The following is a 20,840-nucleotide window of genomic DNA, read 5'->3' on the forward strand; positions in this document are numbered from 1 at the left end:
GCGCCGCGTGATCGGCTGCCTGCTCAGCGCTCCGGTGTCTCGACGACGTCGGTGTCCTGGTCCTGCAGGCCGTCGGCCTCGATCTTCTCGGCATCGGTCAGGTCGAGACCTTCGTCGACGTCCGTGCGGTCGGGCACGATCCTCTCGTCTCTCGTCATCCGTCCTTCTCCTTCGGTTCGGTCGCACAGGGAATCGACGCCCGGAGCGGGCGGTGGGACGTGCAGCTCGCCGGCACGAGGCGTGCTGCATCGCCTTGCTCGGACGGCTCCCGCCGGTCCGACCACCGCCCGTCCGTGGCCGGCGTCGACCAGCTCGGCGCTGGCCTCCGCCGTCGTGCGTGCGGGAGTGAGGCTCGCCGGTTCTTGGGAGCGTTCGGCCGACGTTCCTCCGGTTCCACCATCGGCGCCGGAGAGAACCAGGGGCGCGGATCCCGCACCGTCGGCTCGCAGGAACCGACGGTAAGCCCGCCCGCGAGCGTCCGCACGCCCAACGACGGTCAGTCGGGAGCAGCGAACTCGGCGAGGAACGCGGTGGCGTCACGCTCGACGAGGATCGGGACGAAGTCGCGCACCGCCGACCCGTCGAACTCCGCCAGCTGGACGTCGACCTGGTCGCGGATCAGCTCGCGGGAGAGCGTCGGGTATCTCGTCGCGATGCGCGCGACGACCTCGTCGATGGCATGGTGCTCGTCGTCGATGGGCATGGGGAAACGCTCGATCGCGGGGCGCGCCGACGCAACGGCGGGTGCCCGAACAAACACCGAACAGTTGGACACGCCCCGACACGCCCCGACACGCCCAGGCGGACGGATCCGAGGTGCGCCCGGGGTTCCGTGGCGCCCCGGCGCGATGCATCCTGGACCGATGTCGGAGTTCTGGGTGGTCGCCCACGGAGGCGAGCTCGACGGTGCGGTGGGTCTGCTCCAGCTCGACGGCGACCCGGCCGGCGAGCACCTCCTCTACCGGGGAGACGCGCTCGACGAGGTCCCGTACGTGGTCACGCCCGAGCTCACCACGCTGCCCGACGGTCGACCGGCGCACATCGCTCGTCGAGAAGCCTGATCAGGTCGTCCGCACGAGCGACGCGCTGCGGTACTGCACGGTGCCCGCAGCCATCGCCTCGGGGTTCCTGGTGCCGTCGAGCCCGGCGAACGGGCGCAGCGCCCGCTGGAACGGACGCGGGATCCACTCCCGCACGAGCGCGGCTTTGCGCGCGTCGTCGAGCCGCATCGCGTGCAGGACGTCCGCCGTGATGTCCCGGTCAGCGGTCAGCACGAGTCCGCTCGACGTGAGCTGGTCGCAGGTGGTGGCGACGTCGACGGTGTCGCGCAGGTCGGCCCACACGAACCGGCCGCCCGGCCTCAGGACCCGGTGCACCTCGGCGACGAAGGTCCCCATCGAGGCGTAGCAGTGTGACGACTCCACGTTGACGACGACGTCGAAGGACCCGTCCGGGAAGGGCAGCGCCTGCGCGTCCCCGCGGACGAACCCCAGAGCAGGACCGTGGCGGTCGCGGCGGGCCAGCGAGACCGCCGAGGCCGCAAAGTCGACACCGGTCGTCGAACGCGGCCCGAGGTACCTGCTCATCCACGACGCACCCCCGCCGCGACCCGACCCGACCTCCAGGACGTCGGAACCCGCGACGTCGACGCCGTCCAGGACGTGCGCGTACAGCTGGATGCAGAAGCGGTCGGGCTCGTCGGGGGCCTCGAGGTGCGTGGGCTCGCCGACCGGCGAGACCGGGGCGAACCCGTAGTTCATGAACGCCCACTCGGGGCGGCGCACCCGCGACCCGAGCAGCTCGTAGCACGCCCGCCACGCCACCTGCCGCATCCCCATCCGCGGACCCTACCGCCCGGGTCGGCGCGCACAGCCTGGGCACAGACGACGGTCGTACGCTGCGAGGGACGAGCCCTGCCCCCAGGAGGACACCGTGGCATCAGAGTCGAACGCCGCAGAGCCGGACCCCGCACCCGCCCCACTGCCTGCTGCCCCGCTCCCCTCCGCCCCCGCACCCCAGCGACCCGGATTCACGAGCGCACCCGTCGGCTGGGTCATCGCCGCGATGCTCGTGTTCTGGCCCACCGGGATCCCGGCGCTGCTCGCCTCCCACCGAGCGGCGCGCGCCTTCGGCGCCGGCGACGTCGGCACCGCCCAGCACGAGTCGGCGAACGCCCGGCGCTGGGGCATCATCAGCGTGATCGTCGGGGCGTGCCTCGTGCTGTTCTGGATCCTGGTGTCCATCGCCTGGTTCGCGATCGTCGTGCTCGCGGTGCGCCACGGCGACGGCGAGCTCTGGCACGAGCGGCCGGACTGGTCGAACGAGCAGCCGTTCGACGACTCCCACCAGATGCCGCTCCCGCCGCACTCGTCCCGCAACGGGTAGGACGGTCTGTCACGAGCCGCAGTCACGGTTCGTGACTGCGGCTCGTCTGCTGTGACCCGTCCCCCGATCGGCGGCCCACCGTTGCCAGCGATCACCCGCGCGGGTGCACCTCGCACGCCCGGCCGGGTGAAAAGTGGACGATTGTCCGGATGTGCGGCTGCCAATGACTGCTGTCACGTCGGATTTCACTTACAGTAGGGAACGTCAGCGAGACGGCAAACCCGCTGCAAGGTGGGGACGCAAAGCCACGGGGCCTACACGGTCAGCCGGGCTACCGAACAGACGGGACTTTCACATGGACCAGCGCGGCTACCCGCTCGACCCTTCCGAGGCGGCACGGACCAACGCACTCCCCACAAGCCGGCTCCAGGCGTGGACCGCCCTGGCCGCCCGAGCCCAGGCGCTCGCCCTCGTCCCCGCGCAGGGTGTTCGCGCCGCCTGACGGACACCGGCACGGGCGGCGACGCCCGACGGTCATGATGGAGCCGTGCCGCCGCCCGAGGTGACCCCCGCTCCCCAGTCGATGGTCCGACGCCTCGGCGTGCGTGACGCGGTCGTCGTCGGCATGTCCGCGATGATCGGCGCCGGCATCTTCTCGGCGTTCGCGCCCGCCGCCGCCGCGGCCGGCTCAGGCCTGGTCATCGGGCTCGCCGTCGCCGCCGTCGTGGCCTGGTGCAACGCCACGTCCTCGGCCCGGCTGGCCGCGCTGTACCCGACCTCCGGCGGGACCTACGTCTACGCGCGGCACCGCCTCGGGGACGTGTGGGCCGGCCAGGCGGGCTGGGCGTTCATCGTCGGCAAGACGGCGAGCTGTGCCGCCATGGCGCTCACGCTCGGGTCCTACGTGGCACCCGACCACGTCCGGCTCGTCGCGATCCTGGCGGTCGTCGCCCTCACGGCCCTCGGATGGGCCGGGGTGCAGCGCTCGACGCAGCTGAGCGCCGTCATCGTCGTCGTGTCGCTCGCCGCGCTGCTGGTCGTCGTGCTGGCCTCCGTCCGCGGCGGCACCGCGGACGTGGCGCACCTGCAGCCGTTCCCCGGTGGGGACGCCGCGGGCATCCTGCAGTCCGCCGGGCTCCTGTTCTTCGCCTTCGCCGGCTACGCGCGCATCGCGACCCTCGGCGAGGAGGTCCGCGACCCGGTCCGGACCATCCCGCGCGCGATCGCGGTGGCGCTGCTCGTCGTGCTCGCCGTGTACGCGGTCGTCGGGTTCGCTGCGCTGCTCGCGATCGGAGCGACCGGGCTCGCGGCGACGCCGGCACCGCTGCAGGCCGTCGTCGAGGCCGGCTCGTGGGCCGCGTGGTCGCCCGCCGTCCGGGTCGGGGCCGCCGTCGCGTCGCTGGGCGCCCTGCTCGCACTCCTGCTCGGTGTCTCCCGCACGGTCGTCGCGGTCGCGCGTGACAGGCCCTCGATCGCCCGACTGGCCCGGCTCCACGAGGTGTCCCGGACACCGCGCACTGCCGAGCTCGTGGTCGGGGCCGTCGTCGTGGTCCTCGTCGCGACCCTCGACCTGCGCGGCGCGATCGGCTTCTCGTCGTTCGGCGTGCTCGTCTACTACGCGATCGCGAACGCGTCCGCCCTGACGCTGCGGCGCGACGAGGGTCGGCCCCTGCGGGCGATCCCCGTGGTCGGACTCGTCGGCTGCCTCGTCCTGGCCTGCACGCTGCCGATCGGGGCGGTCCTCGCCGGGCTCGGTGTCGTGGCCCTGGCGGCACTCGAGTGGGCCGTCCGCCGCCGGCACGGGCGGGGCGCTCGCAAGCCCCAGGGATAGGGGTGCAGCGTCAGCTGCGCGCCCACTGCTGGTTCTTGCCGCCGTTGCACGTCCAGAGCTGGAGCTTGGTGCCCTTGCCCGTCCCGTGCCCGGCGGCGTCCAGGCACTTGCCCGACGCGATGCTCACGATCGTGCCGTCGGCCATGACCTGCCACTGCTGGTTGGCGCCGCCGTGGCAGGACCACACGATCACCGGCGTGCCGTCGGTCGTGCCGCTGCCCTTGGCGTCCAGGCAGCGCGTGCCGTAGATCATCAGCTGCTTGGAGTAGGTCGCGGTCCACTTCTGGTTGGTGCCGCCGCTGCAGTCCCAGAGCGTGACCTGCGTCCCGCTCAGCTGCGTGGAGCTCGGCAGGTCGATGCACCGGCCGGACTCGGCGCCCTTCACCAGGCTGGACTGTCCCGCCGGCGTCAGGGTCGGCGCCGAGCCGGGCACCTTGACCGGCTTCATCGACGGGGCCGTGGGCACGTCCGACGGGGCCGCCGACGTGTCCGACGGCGTCGGAGCGGCGGCGGGAGGCGCCGCCGGGGACTGCGCCGCGGGTGCCGGCGCCGGCGGTGCGACGGGGGTCTTCGGGTCCGGCGCAGCCACCGGGGGCTTCGGCGCCGTGGTCGGTGTCACGACCGGGGGCTTCGGCGACGTCGTCGGCTTCGGGGTCGCCGTCGGTGTGGGCGTCGGCTTCGGTGTCGGCTTGGGCGTCGGGGTCGGCGTCGGTGTCGGCTTGGGCGTCGCGGTCGGCGTCGGCTTGGGCGTCGGCGTGGGTGTCGGCGTCGGCTTGGGCGTCACGGTCGGCGTCGGAGTCGGCCTGGGCGTCACGGTCGGGGTCGGCGTCGGTGTCGGGTTGGCCGCTTGCGCGCCGTTCGCCAGGGTGAGGAGACTGCCCAGCCCGAGCACGATGGTCGCGAGCACCGTCACCGATCGCCTGAGCCTCGGACTGCGCATGTGACCTTCTTCGTGAACGCGGAAGGGTGCTCGTGCGAGCTACGACTCCCGAACGGGTGAACCGTCGGGATCATGTCGTGGGGCTTATGACACCGGGAAGCAGTTCTTGCACGATTGGTCCAGATGGCCCCGCCCATATCGGGCGGAACCTGGCGATTGAGACCCTGCCGTCCGGCACCCGATCGGCGCAGTCCCTGAGCGAGAGCAGGATCATGACCAGCCAGAGCAGAGCCGTCACCGCCCAGCGCTGGCGCAGCCGCAGGTCCGCGGCCGTCGGTGGCATCGTGTTCGCGATCCTGCTCATGGCGGTGCTGGTGATCATGCGCCTGGCCGTGGCCGACCAGGACCTTGCCGAGCTCGCCGAGAACCCCGGGCGGCAGCACCTCATCAGGTTCGCCCTGCAGCTCGTGCCGTTCGCCGGCATCGCGTTCCTGTGGTTCATCGGCGTCGTCCGCGACCAGCTGGGCGCCACCGAGGACCGGCTCTTCTCGTCGGTCTTCCTCGGCAGCGGACTGCTGTTCCTGGCGATGCTCTTCCTGGGCTCGGCGATGACCACGAGCCTGATCGGCATGGTGGCCAGCCCCAACCTCGACCTCGGCCTGTGGGACTTCGGCCGGCACACGACCACGACCCTGATCAACGTCTACGCGATGCGCATGGCCGCCGTCTTCACCCTGACCGTCAGCACGGTCGTGCTGCGGACCGCCTCGGTGCACCGCGGTCTCGCGTTCGTCGGGTACGGGGCGGCGCTCGTGCTGCTGCTGACCGCAGGGAGCGACCGCTGGGTCGAGCTGCTCTTCCCCGCGTGGGTCCTGGTGCTGAGCATCGCCATCCTCGTCACCGCCGAGCGCCCGCGCGTCGAACCCTAGAGCTCGACCGCATCCCGGGCGATCGGGCAGGTCATGCAGTGCCCCCCGCCGCGGCCCCGCCCCAGCTCGGCCCCGGTGATCTCCAGCACCTCGATGCCCGCGGCCCGGAGCAGGGCGTTCGTCGTCGTGTTGCGGTCGTAGGTGAACACGACCCCGGGCTCCACCGCGACCGCGTTGTTGCCGCTGTCCCACTGCTGGCGCTCCGAGGCGTACGCGTCTCCCCCGGTCTCGATCACACGCAGGCCCGGCAGGCCGAGCGCCCCGGAGACGACGTCGACGAAGGGCGTGGAGCCCTCGTCGGTCACGTGCACGCCCGCCGGGCCGCCGGGCCGCAGCGTGAAGGCGTGGATCTGGTCGACGATGCGCGGGTACAGCGTCACGACGTCCCGGTCCGCGAACGTGAAGACCGTGTCCAGGTGCATCGCGGCGCGCAGCTTGGGCATCCCCGCCACGACCACCCGGTCGGCGGCACCCTGCGCGAAGAGCGCGGCCGCCAGCTGCGTGATCGCCTGCCGCGACGTGCGCTCGCTCATGCCGGCGAGCACGGTCCCGTTGCCGACGGGCATCACGTCACCGCCCTCGAGCGACGCCTGACCCCAGTCGCGCTCGGGGTCGCCCCACAGCACGGTCGAGCCGACGAAGTCCGGGTGGAACCGGTAGACCGCCTTCATCAGCAGCGTCTCGTCGCGACGGGCCGGGAAGTACAGCGGGTTCAGCGTCACGCCGCCGTAGAGCCAGCAGGTGGTGTCGCGCGTGTAGAGCGTGTTTGGCAGCGGCGGCATGAGGTACTCGCGGGCGTCCGGCGACGACGCGGCGAGCACGAACTGGCCGGACCGCACGTCGGCCGGCAGGTCCTCGACCGCCAGCCCGCCGATCAGCAGCTCGACCAGCTCGGAGGGGCTCAGCTGCTCGAGGTAGTCGCGGGTCGCGTCGACGAGCTCGAGCCCGACGAGGTCCGGGACGATCTTGCGGTCGAGCAGCCAGTCCCGGGCGCCGGGGACGGCCATCGTCTGCGCCAGGACGTCGTGGAGCTCGAGCACGTCGACGTCACGCACCTTGAGCTCGTCGACGAACGCGGCATGGTCCCGCTGCGCGTTCTCGACCCACAGCACGTCGTCGAAGAGGAGGTCGTCGGCGTTGGTCGGCGTGAGCCTGCGGTGCGCGAGGCCGGGCCGGCACACCAGCACCGTCCGCAGTCGCCCCACCTCGGAGTGGACGCCGTACCCGGACGACCTCGTCGACATCGCTCGCTCCGCTCGTCGGCGACCCCGCGTCGGTGCCGCGGTTGCACCCCATTGACCCCGATCACCGCCGTCCGGTCAACAGGAGCGGCCGGGCCGTGCCCCCCTCGGGCCGTCCAGCCGGTGCGGGTCATCTCGTCGCTCGGCGCGCGAAGAGCACAGCAGTGCGAAACGATCCACCAGAACCCCCCAGAAATGCCCCGAATGGCACACCCCCTTGCCGGCCCACCCCGAAGGAGCGGTCCATGAACGACTCGTCCCCGCGCAGGCGCCGCCGCCCGCGCGCCCTCGTCGCCGCCCTCGCGGCTCTTGCCACCCTCGCCACGATGCTCGTCGGAGTCGCCGGTGCCAGCACCGCGTCGGCGGCGGGCTCGACCATCGTGGGCGTCGCGTCCCAACGGTGCCTGGACGTCGTCGGGCAGAGCCACACCAACAAGGCCCGCGTGAACATCTACGACTGCAACGGCCAGAGCAACCAGGGCTGGACCCTGACGGCCGCCGGCGAGCTCAAGGTCTACGACGCCGTGACCTGCCTCGACGTGGCCGGCCAGTCCACCACCGCGGGCGCGATCGTGCAGATCTACAGCTGCAACGGCGGCCAGAACCAGAAGTGGCGGCTCAACTCGAACGGCACCATCACTGCGCAGAACTCGGGTCTGTGCCTCGACGTCACGGGGAACGCGAGCGCCAACAGCACGCTCGTCGGGCTGTGGACCTGCAACGGCCAGAACAACCAGCGGTGGACCTCGCCGCTGTTCACACCCGACGCGACGCCCCCGTCGGTCCCCGGCAACGCCCGGGTGAGCAACCTCGTCTGCGACGCCGTGACGTTCTCCTGGAACGCCTCGAACGACAACGTCGGCGTGGCGTACTACGACGTCTACCACGACGGTCAGCAGATCAAGACGGTGAGCGGCTCGACCCTCACCACCGACCTGCCGGTCGTCGCCGGTGTGCGCTGGGGGCTGTACGTCAACGCCCGTGACGCAGCCGGCAACGTCTCGCAGGCCAGCACGACCGTCTACATCACGCCGCCGGTCTGCCAGATCGACACGACTCCCCCGTCGGCCCCGACGAACCTGGCCGGCACGGCCAGCGGCACGACGGTCACGCTGACCTGGACGCACGCCACCGACAACATCGGCGTGCGCGCGTACGACATCTACCGCAACGGCGCGAAGGTCGGCACGAACACCGGTACGGCGACGCTGCTGCCGAACAACACGTTCGTCGACAGCACCCTGGCAGCGAGCACGACCTACGCGTACTACGTCGTCGCGCGTGACGCACAGCTGAACTACGGCCCGAGCAGCAGCACGGTGAACGTGCGGACCGGCACCGCCTGCGGCAGCTCGATCTGCGAGGTCACGCAGATCGGCACGGACAAGGACATCCCCTGGGGTCTGGTCACGCTGCCCGACGGCCAGATCATGTACTCGCGCCGCGACGCGCAGAACATCGTCAAGCTCAACCCGACGACGGGCGCGACTCTCGACGTCGGCACCGTCCCGAACGTCCAGAGCACCGACGGCGAGGGCGGCCTGATGGGTCTGGCCATCGCTGCGACGTACTCGTCGGACCACTGGCTCTACATCATGCACACGACGCCGACCGACAACCGGATCGTGCGCATCAAGGTCGAGAACGACAAGCTCAACCTCTCGACCGAGCAGGTCCTGGTCAGCGGCATCCTGCGCAACAAGTTCCACAACGGCGGGCGGCTGCGCTTCGGACCGGACGGCAAGCTCTACGCGAGCACCGGTGACGCGCAGAACGGCGACAACGCGCAGAACCGGAACGGCCTCAACGGCAAGGTGCTGCGGATGAACACGGACGGGTCCGTCCCGTCGGACAACCCCTTCGGCAACCTCGTCTGGAGCTACGGCCACCGCAACCCGCAGGGCCTCGCCTTCGACTCCCAGGGACGCCTCTGGGAGCAGGAGTTCGGCAACGGGATCATGGACGAGACCAACCTCATCACCAAGGGCGGCAACTACGGCTGGCCGGCGTGCGAGGGCACCAGCGGCACCTGCGGCACAGCCGGGTACATCGCTCCCAAGCGCACCTACCCGACCTCCGAGGGATCGTGCTCGGGCATCGCGATCGTGCGTGACGTGGTCTACGTCGCGTGCGAGCGCGGAACCCGGCTCGTCCGCACGCCCATCGTCGGGGACGCCCTGCCCAGCGCGCAGTCCTACTTCAACGGCACCTACGGCCGCATCCGCACCGTGGAGCCGGCGCCCGACGGTGGTCTGTGGATGACGACCACCAACCTGGGCGACAAGGACAGCATCGCGAACAACAGCGACGAGAGGCTCTTCCACGTGACGCTCGGCAGCTGAAGCCGGGACCACGGCGGCCGGCTCGCCCTGGGGTGGGTCGGTCGTCGTCTGTCCGGGACGGACCACGCTGACCCGTATATTTCCGGCCATGAACATCGTCGTGGGCGCGGCCGTCCTCATCGTCGTCACCGCGCTCACCTGCACGGCGATGCTGTTCGTGCGGCGGCGGGCACCCGTGGGGAGCTTCTTCACGGACGGAGACCGCGCGTCGGGCGTGTTCGGCGTCCTGGCGACGGGGTTCTCGGTGCTCCTCGGCTTCATCATCTTCCTGGCCTTCGACTCCTACGACCAGGCGCGCTCCGGCGCGGAGGCCGAGGCGACGATCGTCGCGCAGCAGCTGGAGACGGCCCAGTTCTTCCCGGCGGCGACGGGCAAGCAGCTGAGCGGCGAGCTCGTCTGCTACGGCCGTTCCGTCGTCGGCACCGAGTGGCCCGCGATGGCGGACGGCACGATCGGGGACTCGATCAACCCGTGGGGCGTCGCGATGTTCCGCACGCTGCAGGACTTCACGCCCGGCAGCGACACCGAGCAGTCCGCGTACGACCGGTGGATGGACCAGACGGCCGACCGCGAGCAGGCCCGTGTCGACCGGGTGCACGGCGCCGAGGGGCTGATCCCGTTCCCCCTGTGGCTGGTCCTCTACGTCATCTCCGGCGTGATCTTCGCCTACATGCTGTTCTTCGCGGACCGCGGCGAGTCCCCCAAGACGCAGGTCATGCTCATGGGCAGCGTCACGGTCGTCATCACGCTGCTCCTGCTGCTCCTCACGTTCTTCGACCACCCGCACGGCGAGGGCTTCGGCAAGCTGCAGCCCACGGCGATGCAGCGCAACATGCGGGTCATCGACGAGGAGCTGACCGCCCTCGGCCTCGACCTGTCCCTCCCGTGCGACGCGGACGGCAGAGCCACCTGAGGCTCTCGGCCCCGACCTGCGGGTCTGACGTGCACCGATGGTCCTAGTATCGAGGCGCGGACGCCGGATCTGTCGGCTTCCGCCCGTACCGGCCGGACGCCCGCCATGCTCTCTTCCCGCACTTGGAGACAGTCGACATGCTCATTCAAACGTCATCCGGCAACGGTGGGATCCTGCTCTGGATGCTCGAGTTCTTCCTGTTCGTGATCTGGTTCTGGCTCCTGATCGCGATCTTCTCGGACCTGTTCCGGGACAAGAACACCGGCGGCGGCGTGAAGGCCCTGTGGGTCTTCTTCCTGATCATCCTGCCGTTCCTCGGGATCCTGCTGTACCTGATCTTCCGCGGGAAGGGCATGGGTGAGCGTGGCGCGGCCCAGGCCGCTGCCGCGCAGGAGCAGTTCAACGCGCAGATCCGAACGGCTGCCGGCTCGACCGACTCGGCCGCCGACCAGATCGCCAAGGCGAAGGCCCTGCTCGACAGCGGCGCCATCGACCAGGGCGAGTTCGACAAGCTCAAGGCCGCGGCCCTGGCCTGAGTCGCGACGAGCCGGCTGAGGTCCCGATGACGACACCTGGGCAGTCCATCGCCCTCGCGTCCCTGCTGAACCTGCGCGACATCGGCGGTTACCCGACCGCCGACGGTCGCCGGGTGCGCACGGGCGTGGTGTTCCGGTCGACGGACCTCAGCCGGCTCGACGACTCCGACGCGCCCGTCGTCGAGGCGCTCGGTCTGCGCACGGTCGTCGACCTGCGCACCACGCCCGAGCGTGAGGCCGCGCCCGACCGCCGCCTCGAGGGCGTCGACGAGATCGTGCTGGACGTCCTGGCCGATGCCGGCGGCGACGGGCCCGAGCAGCTCCTGACGCTCATGGCACACCCGGCGCAGGCCGCGGACATCCTGGGCGCCGGCAAGGCCGTGGCGCTGCTCTCGCAGGCCTACCGCCAGATCGTGTCGCTCCCCAGCGGCCTGGACTCCTACCGGCGGCTGTTCGGCATGCTCGCCGACGGAGACGACCTCCCGCTGCTGTTCCACTGCACCACCGGCAAGGACCGCACGGGCTGGGCGGCCGCGGCCACGCTCCTGCTGCTGGGTGTCAGCAAGGACGACGTGTCGTACGACTACCTGCTCACCAACGAGCAGCTCGTGCCTCACCTGCAGCCGCTGTTCGACCAGTTCACCGCGGCCGGTGGGGACGCGTCCCTGCTGAGCCCGGTCCTCGGCGTCCGACCCGAGTACCTGGCCGCGGCGCTCGACGAGGTCGAGACGCGGTTCGGCTCGATCGAGGGTTACTTCCGGGACGGCCTCGGCGTCGACGCCGACCAGCAGCAGCGGATCCGGGACGCCCTCACCGAGTGACCCGCCGGGTGGGCTCCGCCGCGAGCGGGTCCTGTGGCCAGGCGTGCTTCGGGTACCGCCCGCGCAGCTCCGCGCGGACCTGCGGGTAGCCGTTCCGCCAGAACGACTCCAGGTCCGCCGTGACGGCCGCGGGCCGGCCGGCGGGCGAGAGCAGGTGCAGGAGCACGGGCACCCGACCGTCGGCCAGCCGCGGCGTCTGCCGCCAGCCGAACGCCTCCTGCAGCCGTACCGCGAGCACCGGCTGGTCGCCGGCGTAGTCGACGTGCGCGGTCGAGCCGCTCGGCACCGGGAGCCGCTCGGGCGCCAGGACGTCCAGTCGGGAGGCGTCGGGCCAGGGCAGGAGCCGGCGCAGCGCCGACGTCACGTCGATGCGGTGCAGGTCGGAGGGACCGCGGGCGAGGTCCGGCCCGAGCCACGTGTCGAGCGTCGCCAGGAGGGACTCGTCGGACACGTCCGGCCACGGAGCACCGAGCGCACGGTGCAGGAAGGCCAGCCGTGCACGCAGCGCCGTCGCACCGGCGGTCCACCGCAGCGCGCCGAGGCCGGCCTGGCGCAGGCCCTCGCGCACCGCCGCCTGCACGAGCGTCGGGTCGGGGTTGGCCACCCGCGACGACGCCAGCTCGATCGCGCCGAGCGACCGCACCCGCCGCGCGACCACCCGACCGTCCTGCCAGGCGACGCGCTCCTCGTCGCGCACCAGCGCCGGGGCCGCCTCGAGCGCCAGGTCCCCGTCGAACGGGGCCGCCGAGCGGATCGTCGCGTCGCGTCGGGCCGCTCCCCGGTCGGCGTCCGCCACGGCGAGCCATCCGAACCCCGTGAGCGGCGACCCCGGAGGCAGGGTCGCGCCGGTACCGGACGCCATGAGGTACGCCGACCCGCCCGGCCGCAGACGGGCGATCCGGTCGGGGTGCGCGAGGGCGACGACGAACGCCGCGGCCAGGTCGTCGGTCAGCGAGCCACCGCGGGTCCGATCCGGCAGCGCGGAGAGCAGCCGCTCGGTCTGCGCCCGCCAGCGCTCCGTGTCGGGGCTGCCGCGCCGGACCTCACGAAGGGCGGCGACGAGGTCGCCACCGGGCGCGCGCAGGTCGTCGGACAGCATCGCGACGACCTCGGCGGCCCGCCGTGCGCCCACCGCCGGCGCGCCGTCGAGGAGGGCGCGGGCGAGCCGAGGGTCGGCAGGCACGGCCGCCACCGCGCGTCCGCGCTCGGTCACGGTGCCGTCCGCCGCGACCGCGCCCAGGTCCCGGAGCGTCTGGACGGCCGACTCCAGCGCGGCCGCGGGCGGCGGGTCGAGCAGCGCCAGGTCCGACCCCGAGGGGCTCCCCCAGCACGCCAGCTCGAGTGCGAACGCCGTCAGGTCTGCCGTGCGGATCTCCGGCTCGGGATGGGCCACGAGCCGCACGTGGTCCGCCTCCGTCCAGCAGCGGTACACGGCGCCGGGGCCCTCCCGCCCGGCCCGCCCGGCGCGCTGCTCGGCCGCCGCACGGCTCACGCCGACGGTCACCAGCCCCGCCAGCCCGCGCCGGTGGTCCGTGCGCGGCTGCCGTGAGAAGCCTGCGTCGACCACCACCCGCACGCCGGGCACGGTCAACGACGACTCGGCCACCGCCGTCGAGACCACCACGCGTCGGCGCGGACCGGGAGCAAGGGCCAGGTCCTGGTCGCGCGGCGGCAGTCGTCCGTGCAGGGGCCGGACGTCGGCGTCGACGCCCGCGAGGCGCCGCGACACGGCGCCGACCTCGCCGGCGCCCGGCACGAAGACCAGGACGTCGCCCGCGCGCTCGTCAAAAGCGCGGCGGACGGTCGCAGCCACGTGATCGAGGAACCCCGGCGTGATCCCGCGCTCGTCGGTGCGGGCGACGCGCGGCGGAGCAGGGCACCAGAGCACGTCCACCGGGTGCAGGGCGCCCTCGACGGCCACGACCGGCGCGCGACCGAGCAGGTCCGCGGTGCGGGTGGCCTCGAGCGTCGCCGACATCGCGACCAGGACGAGGTCGTCGCGCAGGTGCGCGCGGACGTCGACCAGGAGCGCCAGGGTCAGGTCCCCGTCCAGGTGCCTCTCGTGCACCTCGTCGAGCACCACCGCGCCGACCCCCGCGAGCTCGGGATCACGTTGGAGCCTGCGCAGCAGGATCCCGGTGGTGACCACCTCGATCCGCGTCCGGGCGCTGGTGCGGCTCTCGCCGCGCACGCTGTAGCCGACCGTTCCACCGACCGGTTCCCCGAGGAGGTGTGCCAGCCGGCGAGCGGCCGCGCGGGCGGCGATCCGGCGCGGCTGGGTGACGACGATGCGGCCCCGGACCGCGGCGGCGACGGCCGGCGGGACGAGCGTGGTCTTGCCGGTGCCCGGCGGCGCCTGCACGACGACGACCCCGTGGGCCAGGACCGCGGCCGCGACGGCGTCGAGCGCGTCCCGGACCGGGAGCTGCGGCGGGTCCGCCAGCAGCCTCGCGATCGGGTCGTCGTCCACGGCTGGAGTCTGCCCTGGTCCGGGCTGTGGTGACGACCGCGGACGCGTCAGCCGCCAGGGGGCCGGCCCGGGTCCCGGTCGTGCGTCGTGGCGTCCATGTGCTCGACCGCCGGAGCGGGCTCGTGCACATCCGCTCCGGGACGGTTCTCGGCGGCGGCCAAGGCGTAGTCCTCGGGCACCGCGACCTTGCCGGTGCCCTTGCGCCCGGTGGCGGACGCAGGACCGTACGGCTTGCGCGCGGCCCACCAGCACGCCAGGACGAGCGCGCCACCCGCGACCGCGTCGAGGAGCCAGTGGTTGGCGGTCAGGACGACGACGGCCGTGGTCATGGTGACGTAGCCGAACGCGAGGACCTTGAGCCAGCGCCGTCGGGCGAGGCACGCCAGGACGACACTCACCCACAGGGCCCAGCCGACGTGCATCGACGGCATCGCCGCGACCTGGTTGGTGACGGTGCTGGCGTTCTGCGCCTGCTCGGCCGCCGACGGCCACCAGCCGTACTGCGAGGTCGCGGCCACGGTGTCGATGTAGCCCGCGGTGAGCCGCGGCGGGGCCGTCGGGTAGAACATGTAGCCGAGCAGCGCGATGAACGTCGCGGCGAACAGCGCCGTGCGCGCGGGCCGGTACAGCGTCGGACGGCGGACGTACAGGATCACCAGCACGGTCCACGTGACGATGAAGTGCATCGTCGCGTACCAGTACGCCGAGAAGACCGTGACCGGTGTCAGCGGAGTGACCCAGTGGTTGATGGCGTGCTCGACGTCGATGTGCAGGAAGCGCTCGACCTCGAGGATGTCCAGCGCGTGGTGCCGGGCCGCGCCCCAGTCGCCGCCGACGACGAACCGGGTGGCGCTGTAGGCCGCGTAGAGGGCAACCACGAGGGCGAGCTCGCGCACGGCTGCGCGTCTCGCGACGTTCCGGGTGGGCCCCTGTTCGACCATCGCGTCCGAGGCTAGCGGACGGCTACGACATGAATTACGGGCGAGGCCCGTCGGATGGTGTGACATCCGTCAGCAAACCTTAAGGATCCGTTCGCCCGGGTCACTCCTCGATGGCACCTTCGACCGATCGCAGGTGCTCCCGGAACGTCAGGGCGGGTTCCCGGTCCCGCCGCGCCAGGAACTCCCGGAAGCGGACCTGCGACCGCAGCGGGGTGCCGCCACGGACGAGCTCGGCCTGGCGGCGTTCCGTGTCCCGGATCCGCTCGGCCGCATCGAGCACGGCGGTCGCGCGCTCGGCGGGCACGAACAGCACGCCGTCCTCGTCCCCGAGGACCAGGTCGTCCGGCCCGACCACCCACTCGCCGACGCGCGCCCACGTCAACGCGTCCGGGTGGCGCGGCTCGACGCCCAGCGGACCGGTCGGCAGCGCGCCCTGGCTGAACACCGGCAGCCCGATCGCTCGCAGGTCGACGGTGTCCCGGTGCAGCCCCCAGATCACGATCCCGCCGATCCCCGCGGCACGCGCCTCGAGCGCGACGAGGTCGCCCACGCACGCCCGGTCGACCCGGCCGCCGTCGTCGACGACCAGGACGTCGCCCTCCCCGGCCCGCTCGAACGCCTCGAGGAACACGTCGACCGACCCCGCGTGCTGCGCCGGCAGCACGCGGCCGAAGACCTTGCCCGCCGGGAACGCGGCCCGGACGTCGGCCGGCGCGCACCGCACGTCCACGCCGACGCGGATGCAGCCGTCGGCCACGTGCGCGCTGGTCAGGCCGAGCACCCGGTCCCGCAGGCCGCTCACGCCGCCGCCGCGCTCTCCGGGACCCGGTCGCGCGCCGACTCGACCGGCAGCAGGATCGCACCGAGCAGGAAGCAGACGGCCCCCAGGAAGGTGCCCGCGTTGACGAGGGCGAGGTTGGCCAGCTCGCCGGTCGAGCGCACGTAGCGCGAACCGATCGCCGACGCCCCGAACGCGATCGATCCGAGCATGTTGAGCGCGCTGATGCGCCAGCCGGTCGAGCGGTCCGAGCGCGGCAGGATCCCGCGGTTCACCTCGGAGTAGGCGAACCAGCTGGCCACGAGGAACGCGACCGAGCCGAGCGCGTCGGGTGCCCACACCAGGTGCCGGTCCTGCGCGAGGCTCAGGTCCGCGCGCGTCGCCGCGAACGTGGTGACGTTGAAGAACAGCGTCCCGACCAGCTGGACGAACGCCGCCCAGAAGTCCAGGCGGCGCGGCTTCCAACCGATGAGCCGGCGCAGCGGTCCGCGGGTCTGCCTGTCGACGAAGATCCCCTCGGGCGCCGCCACCGTCTCCCGGTACTGCAGGTAGGCGGCGCTCGTGAAGAAGATCGAGCCGACGAAGAAGGTCCACGCGACGATCTCGGGCGCGATGTTGTCGAAGTACACCGGCAGCGAGCCGAGCGCGAAGCAGACCGAGCCGACCGCGAACAGGCTGCCGATCCACCAGCTCATCGCGCTCGGGCGGCTCGCCCAGGTCCGCGCAGGGTCCAGGACGCGGTCCTCGAGCAGGCCCAGCCCCTTGCGGTGCCGACGTGAGCTCCAGTGCACCCGCGACCCGTCGGGACGCTCCAGCACGGCGCGGGTGACGAACGATGCCGGTCCGGACGTCTCGACGACCCGCCACCCGTCGGGCAGGTCGGGAACGGTGGTGGTGCTCGTGCTCATTTCTTGGTGAAGCCCGTGCGCGCCTTGCTCTTGGCGGCGGCGTGCGCGGGCGAGGTCCAGACGTCGGGCTTGCGGGTCTGGTCGTGCGTCGGCTGCTCCGCGACGAGTGTGTCGTAGGCCAGGTGCAGGTCCTTGAGCAGCTGCTCGACCATCAGCCGGCTCAGGTCGAGCCGGACGACGACCCGCATCAGGTGGGTCTCCTGCGCGTCCGGCGGCAGGCTGTACGCGGGGACGATCCAGCCGTCCTCACGCAGCTTGGCGGACAGGTGGTACACGTCGAAGCCCGGGTCCCCCTTGAGCGTGAACGTCACCACCGGCTCGGCCAGGCCCGGGTTGAGGATCTCGAACTTGCCGCTGGCCACCAGGCTCTCGTTGAGGAAGCGGGCGTTGGCCAGCATCGTCTCGACGATCGAGGTGTACCCGCTGCGACCGAGGCGCACGAAGTTGTACAGCTGCGCCTGGATCATCGCGGACCCGCGCGAGAAGTTGAACGTGTAGGTGGGCTGCGCCCCGCCGAGGTAGTTGACGCTGAAGACCAGGTCCTCGGGCAGCTTGGAGCCGTCGCGGAAGATCAGCCAGCCGACGCCCGGGTAGACCAGGCCGTACTTGTGCCCGGAGGCGTTGATCGAGGCCACCTGCTCGAGACGGAAGTCGAACTTGAAGTCGGGCTCGGAGAACGGCGCGATGAACGCACCGCTGGCCCCGTCCACGTGCAGCGGGACGTCCCAGCCCTTCTCCTTCTTGATGCGGACCAGGAGGTCGTTGATCTCCTCGATCGGGTCGGACTCGCCGATGTGCGTGGTGCCCAGCACCGCTCCGACCGCGATGGTGTTCTCGTCGACGAGCGGCTCGACGTCGGCCGCGCTGATCACGAACCGGTCCGGCTTCATCGGGATCTTGCGCATCTCGACGTCGAAGTAGTTGGCGAACTTGTCCCAGACGACGTGCGTCTCGGCGCCGAACACGACGTTCGGCTTGTCGGTCGGCAGCCCGGCAGCAGCACGGCGGTTGCGCCACGTGCGCTTGTGCGCCAGCAGGCCGAGCATGATCGCCTCGGAGGACCCGATCGTGGCGACGCCCACGACCTGGGCGTTGTCGGGCGCGTGGAACAGGTCGCCGAGCATGTGCACGGCCGCCTCTTCGACGAGGGACGCCGCCGGGTACTCCTCGTGGTCGATGTGGTTCTTGCGGATCGTGTCGTGGATGAGCTTCTCGGCCTGCGGCTCCATCCAGGTCGTCACGAAGGACGCGAGGTTCAGCGTCTCCCGGCCGTCGAGCATCAGACCGGTGTGCAGCAGCTCGTAGGCCTCGTCGGCATCGATCCCGTGCTCCGGGAAGGTGCCGCGGTCGATGTGCTCGCGGAAGCTGGGACGCCCGTGGATCGGGCCGAACACGTCACTGCTCTCAAGCTTCTTGCTCACCGTTGCTCCTCGAGTCCATCCGCGGGTCCCTGGGCCTGCTGCCTGCGGAGATGTGCACGTGCCTGCCTGCCGAACGTAGCAGCCGAACATGACGGTACGTCCCGGTCTGTGGCGACTTCTCGGCATCTCGCTAGGGTCCGGAGGGAGGCAGCACCCTGGTCGCGGAGGGACAGCGGTGGACTGGTACCGGACGACGTTCGTCGACAGCGGCCGCTCGCCTGCTCTGTGGGCGCTGGTCGGGTTCGTGATCACCTTCGTCCTGGTCCGGACGATCACCCGTCGGATCCACGCCGCCGCGACGCGCGACGCGGGGGCCCCGCAGGGCGGCCCGGTCAAGGACGTCCACATCGGCGGCGTCCACGTCCACCACCAGGTGTGGGGCATCGTGCTGGTGCTGGTCTCCGGCCTGCTCGTCTTCCGGTTCACGCCGCAGTCGCCCGCGATCGACGTCCTCGCGCTCGCCTTCGGTGCGGGGGCGGCGCTGACGCTCGACGAGTTCGCCCTCTGGTTCCACCTCGACGACGTCTACTGGTCCCAGGAGGGCCGCAAGTCGATCGACGCGATCCTCGTCGGCGGGGCGCTCGGGTTCGCGATCCTGCTCGGTGTCTCGCCCATCGGCACCACGCGCGCACAGGGGGTGTCGGGCTGGTTGTACACCGCCGTCGTCGTCTTCCACATGCTCTTCGCGCTCGTCTGCGTGCTCAAGGGCAAGCTCGCCACCGGCATCCTGGGCGTCGTCGTCCCGGCCGTCGCCTGGATCGGTGCGGCCCGGCTGGCCAAACCGTCCTCGTGGTGGGCACTCCGGCGGTACGGGGCCAAGAAGCTGGCTCGGTCGCGCGCGAGGTTCGGAGAGCGGTACGAGCGGCGGCACAACCGGCTGCGCGACCTCGTCGGCGGGCGCCCGGAGAGCCCCTCGGGCCTGCCGGTAGACTGACCGCTCTCCCCCGCGCCCCGCTCTCGTGCTCACCTCTGCTCGTCGGCCACGGCACGACGACCACCGAGGACTCCGCACGATGACCGCACTGACCAACGCTCCCGCCACCGACGAGGTCGATGCCGTCGACCTCGAGACGTTCCTGCGCGTCGCCGAGCAGATCAGCGCGCTCCCGTCGGACCACCCGCACCTCGCGCTCGCCCGCCGTGCCACCTCGGCACTCTTCAAGGCCGCCAAGAAGCAGCGCCGCGCCGAGAAGCGCGACGCGATCAGCTCGGCCGACCGCGCGGTCATCGCGGCGACGGCCACCGGCAGCCCGGGCCGGATCGACGACGAGACCAACGGCATCCCGCTCGTGTCGTCGGCCCAGGGCGCGACCGCCGGGACGCTGCTCAAGGCCCGGCCCTGCTACATCTGCAAGGAGCCGTACGTCGACGTCGACGCGTTCTACCACCAGCTCTGCCCGGCGTGCGCGCTGCTCAACCACGCCAAGCGGGACGCCCGCACCGACCTGACCGGCAAGCGCGCCCTGCTCACCGGCGGACGCGCCAAGATCGGCATGTACATCGCCCTGCGCCTGCTGCGCGACGGTGCGACGACGACGATCACCACGCGGTTCCCCCGCGACGCCGCGCGCCGGTTCGCCGCGATGCCGGACAGCGCCGACTGGCTCGACCGGCTGAGCATCGTCGGCATCGACCTGCGCGACCCGGCCCAGGTGGTCGCCCTCGCCGACGAGATCGCCTCCCAGGGCCCGCTCGACATCCTCATCAACAACGCCGCCCAGACGGTCCGGCGCTCGCCGGGCGCGTACTCGCACCTCGCGGACGCCGAGCTGGAGCCGCTGCCCGACCGCGCGCTGCCGCCGATCACGACGTTCGGCCGGACGAGCAGCGCGCACCCGCACGCCCTGGCCGGGTCGGTCACCGAGCTGACGAGCATCGCCCCCGGCGCGGGTGTCGCCGAGCTCGCGCTCACCGCCGAGGCCGCGTCCCTCACGCGCCTGGTGGCCGGCACCGCGATCGACGCGGGCGGCCTCGTGCCCGACACCGCCGAGTCCAACAGCTGGGTGCACACCGTCGACCAGGTGGACCCGATGGAGCTGCTCGAGGTCCAGCTGTGCAACCAGACCGCGCCGTTCATCCTGGTCAGCCGCCTGCGGCACGTGATGCGCGCGGTCCCCGGCAACGCGTACGTGGTCAACGTCTCCGCGATGGAGGGTGTCTTCTCCCGTGGCTACAAGGGCCCGGGCCACCCGCACACCAACATGGCCAAGGCGGCGCTCAACATGCTCACGCGCACGAGCGCGAACGAGCTGGCGCAGGACGGCATCCTCATGACCAGCGTCGACACCGGCTGGATCACCGACGAGCGGCCGCACCCGACCAAGGTCCGGCTGGCCGAGGAGGGCTTCCACGCTCCCCTGGACCTCGTCGACGGCGCCGCCCGCGTCTACGACCCGATCGTGCGCGGCGAGGCCGGCGAGGACCTCTATGGCTGCTTCCTGAAGGACTACGTCCGCTCCGCGTGGTGACGCTGGTCACACTCGGGGGCACGTAGCCTGCGCCCA

General features: G+C 72.0%; 22 protein-coding genes and 1 riboswitch. Of the genes, 12 read left to right on the forward strand and 10 right to left on the reverse strand.

Annotated features, from left to right (window positions below):
• Positions 1-23 precede the first annotated feature (23 nt).
• The gene (locus tag AC1DUE_RS15930) at positions 24-158 is read right to left on the reverse strand and encodes a hypothetical protein (RefSeq protein WP_477040389.1); all 135 of its coding nucleotides are present in this window, start codon (positions 156-158) and stop codon (positions 24-26) included.
• 338 nt (positions 159-496) lie between these two features.
• The gene (locus AC1DUE_RS15935) at positions 497-703 is read right to left on the reverse strand and encodes a three-helix bundle dimerization domain-containing protein (protein ID WP_477040390.1); all 207 of its coding nucleotides are present in this window, start codon (positions 701-703) and stop codon (positions 497-499) included.
• Between the two features lie 160 nt (positions 704-863).
• On the opposite strand from AC1DUE_RS15935, the gene AC1DUE_RS15940 reads away from it, so the two are divergent.
• Positions 864-1,061 (forward strand): hypothetical protein, encoded by a 198-nt coding sequence (locus tag AC1DUE_RS15940; protein WP_477040391.1) that lies wholly within the window; start codon positions 864-866, stop codon positions 1,059-1,061.
• Here the strand turns inward: AC1DUE_RS15940 and AC1DUE_RS15945 are convergent, their stop codons facing one another.
• Entirely contained in the window at positions 1,062-1,838 is a 777-nt protein-coding gene (locus tag AC1DUE_RS15945) for a class I SAM-dependent methyltransferase (RefSeq protein ID WP_477040392.1), read from the reverse strand.
• Between the two features lie 94 nt (positions 1,839-1,932).
• Here AC1DUE_RS15945 and AC1DUE_RS15950 point away from each other — a divergent pair, with 94 nt between their 5' ends.
• The 3 genes from AC1DUE_RS15950 to AC1DUE_RS15960 all read left to right on the forward strand — a co-directional run bounded on the left by AC1DUE_RS15950 (position 1,933) and on the right by AC1DUE_RS15960 (position 4,156).
• Positions 1,933-2,385: a CD225/dispanin family protein gene (locus AC1DUE_RS15950; protein ID WP_477040393.1), complete on the forward strand. Its 453-nt coding sequence runs from the start codon at positions 1,933-1,935 to the stop codon at positions 2,383-2,385.
• 204 nt (positions 2,386-2,589) lie between these two features.
• Positions 2,590-2,664: riboswitch (cyclic di-GMP riboswitch) on the forward strand.
• A gap of 16 nt (positions 2,665-2,680) precedes the next feature.
• Entirely contained in the window at positions 2,681-2,827 is a 147-nt protein-coding gene (locus AC1DUE_RS15955; RefSeq protein ID WP_477040394.1) for a hypothetical protein, read from the forward strand.
• Between the two features lie 45 nt (positions 2,828-2,872).
• Positions 2,873-4,156 (forward strand): APC family permease, encoded by a 1,284-nt coding sequence (locus AC1DUE_RS15960; protein ID WP_477040395.1) that lies wholly within the window; start codon positions 2,873-2,875, stop codon positions 4,154-4,156.
• A 10-nt stretch (positions 4,157-4,166) separates the two neighbouring features.
• On the opposite strand, the gene AC1DUE_RS15965 is transcribed toward AC1DUE_RS15960, so the two are convergent.
• Positions 4,167-4,604 (reverse strand): RICIN domain-containing protein, encoded by a 438-nt coding sequence (locus AC1DUE_RS15965; protein WP_477040396.1) that lies wholly within the window; start codon positions 4,602-4,604, stop codon positions 4,167-4,169.
• Here AC1DUE_RS15965 and AC1DUE_RS15970 point away from each other — a divergent pair.
• Positions 4,591-5,100: a hypothetical protein gene (locus AC1DUE_RS15970; RefSeq protein WP_477040397.1), complete on the forward strand. Its 510-nt coding sequence runs from the start codon at positions 4,591-4,593 to the stop codon at positions 5,098-5,100. The two genes, AC1DUE_RS15965 and AC1DUE_RS15970, sit on opposite strands and share 14 nt — an antisense overlap.
• Positions 5,101-5,308: 208 nt before the next feature.
• A complete protein-coding gene (locus AC1DUE_RS15975; RefSeq protein ID WP_477040398.1) occupies positions 5,309-5,965 on the forward strand; it encodes a hypothetical protein in 657 nt (218 codons plus the stop codon).
• On the opposite strand, the gene AC1DUE_RS15980 is transcribed toward AC1DUE_RS15975, so the two are convergent.
• A complete protein-coding gene (locus AC1DUE_RS15980; RefSeq protein ID WP_477040399.1) occupies positions 5,962-7,209 on the reverse strand; it encodes an arginine deiminase in 1,248 nt (415 codons plus the stop codon). The two genes, AC1DUE_RS15975 and AC1DUE_RS15980, sit on opposite strands and share 4 nt — an antisense overlap.
• A gap of 242 nt (positions 7,210-7,451) precedes the next feature.
• Between AC1DUE_RS15980 and AC1DUE_RS15985 the strand changes: the two genes are divergently transcribed.
• The 4 genes from AC1DUE_RS15985 (at position 7,452) to AC1DUE_RS16000 (ending at position 11,818) form a co-directional block, all read left to right on the forward strand.
• Positions 7,452-9,548, forward strand: a complete 2,097-nt coding sequence (locus tag AC1DUE_RS15985; protein ID WP_477040400.1) for a PQQ-dependent sugar dehydrogenase — start codon at positions 7,452-7,454, stop codon at positions 9,546-9,548.
• 88 nt (positions 9,549-9,636) lie between these two features.
• Positions 9,637-10,461: a bestrophin-like domain gene (locus AC1DUE_RS15990; RefSeq protein WP_477040401.1), complete on the forward strand. Its 825-nt coding sequence runs from the start codon at positions 9,637-9,639 to the stop codon at positions 10,459-10,461.
• A gap of 137 nt (positions 10,462-10,598) precedes the next feature.
• Positions 10,599-10,997: an SHOCT domain-containing protein gene (locus AC1DUE_RS15995; RefSeq protein WP_477040402.1), complete on the forward strand. Its 399-nt coding sequence runs from the start codon at positions 10,599-10,601 to the stop codon at positions 10,995-10,997.
• A gap of 26 nt (positions 10,998-11,023) precedes the next feature.
• On the forward strand, positions 11,024-11,818 hold the full coding sequence (locus AC1DUE_RS16000; RefSeq protein ID WP_477040403.1) for a tyrosine-protein phosphatase: 795 nt from the start codon (positions 11,024-11,026) through the stop codon (positions 11,816-11,818).
• Here the strand turns inward: AC1DUE_RS16000 and hrpB are convergent.
• The 5 genes from hrpB to gad form a co-directional block, all read right to left on the reverse strand.
• Positions 11,808-14,288: an ATP-dependent helicase HrpB gene (gene hrpB, locus AC1DUE_RS16005; protein ID WP_477040404.1), complete on the reverse strand. Its 2,481-nt coding sequence runs from the start codon at positions 14,286-14,288 to the stop codon at positions 11,808-11,810. The two genes, AC1DUE_RS16000 and hrpB, sit on opposite strands and share 11 nt — an antisense overlap.
• 47 nt (positions 14,289-14,335) lie before the next feature.
• A complete protein-coding gene (locus tag AC1DUE_RS16010) occupies positions 14,336-15,229 on the reverse strand; it encodes a phosphatase PAP2 family protein (RefSeq protein WP_477040405.1) in 894 nt (297 codons plus the stop codon).
• A 100-nt stretch (positions 15,230-15,329) separates the two neighbouring features.
• On the reverse strand, positions 15,330-16,031 hold the full coding sequence (locus AC1DUE_RS16015) for an RraA family protein (protein ID WP_477040406.1): 702 nt from the start codon (positions 16,029-16,031) through the stop codon (positions 15,330-15,332).
• Positions 16,028-16,915, reverse strand: a complete 888-nt coding sequence (locus AC1DUE_RS16020) for a hypothetical protein (RefSeq protein WP_477040407.1) — start codon at positions 16,913-16,915, stop codon at positions 16,028-16,030. Before AC1DUE_RS16020 ends, AC1DUE_RS16015 begins: the two co-directional genes overlap by 4 nt.
• Complete coding sequence (gad, locus tag AC1DUE_RS16025) at positions 16,912-18,336, reverse strand: glutamate decarboxylase (RefSeq protein ID WP_477040408.1); 1,425 nt, start codon at positions 18,334-18,336, stop codon at positions 16,912-16,914. Before gad ends, AC1DUE_RS16020 begins: the two co-directional genes overlap by 4 nt.
• Positions 18,337-18,511: 175 nt before the next feature.
• Between gad and AC1DUE_RS16030 the strand changes: the two genes are divergently transcribed.
• Positions 18,512-19,270 carry a hypothetical protein gene (locus AC1DUE_RS16030; RefSeq protein ID WP_477040409.1) on the forward strand — a complete coding sequence of 253 codons (759 nt, stop codon included), beginning with the start codon at positions 18,512-18,514 and terminating at the stop codon, positions 19,268-19,270.
• Positions 19,271-19,349: 79 nt separating this feature from the next.
• Positions 19,350-20,804, forward strand: a complete 1,455-nt coding sequence (locus AC1DUE_RS16035; RefSeq protein WP_477040410.1) for an SDR family NAD(P)-dependent oxidoreductase — start codon at positions 19,350-19,352, stop codon at positions 20,802-20,804.
• Positions 20,805-20,840 lie beyond the last annotated feature (36 nt).

Source organism: Cellulomonas sp. P4_A2 (genome assembly GCF_056402515.1).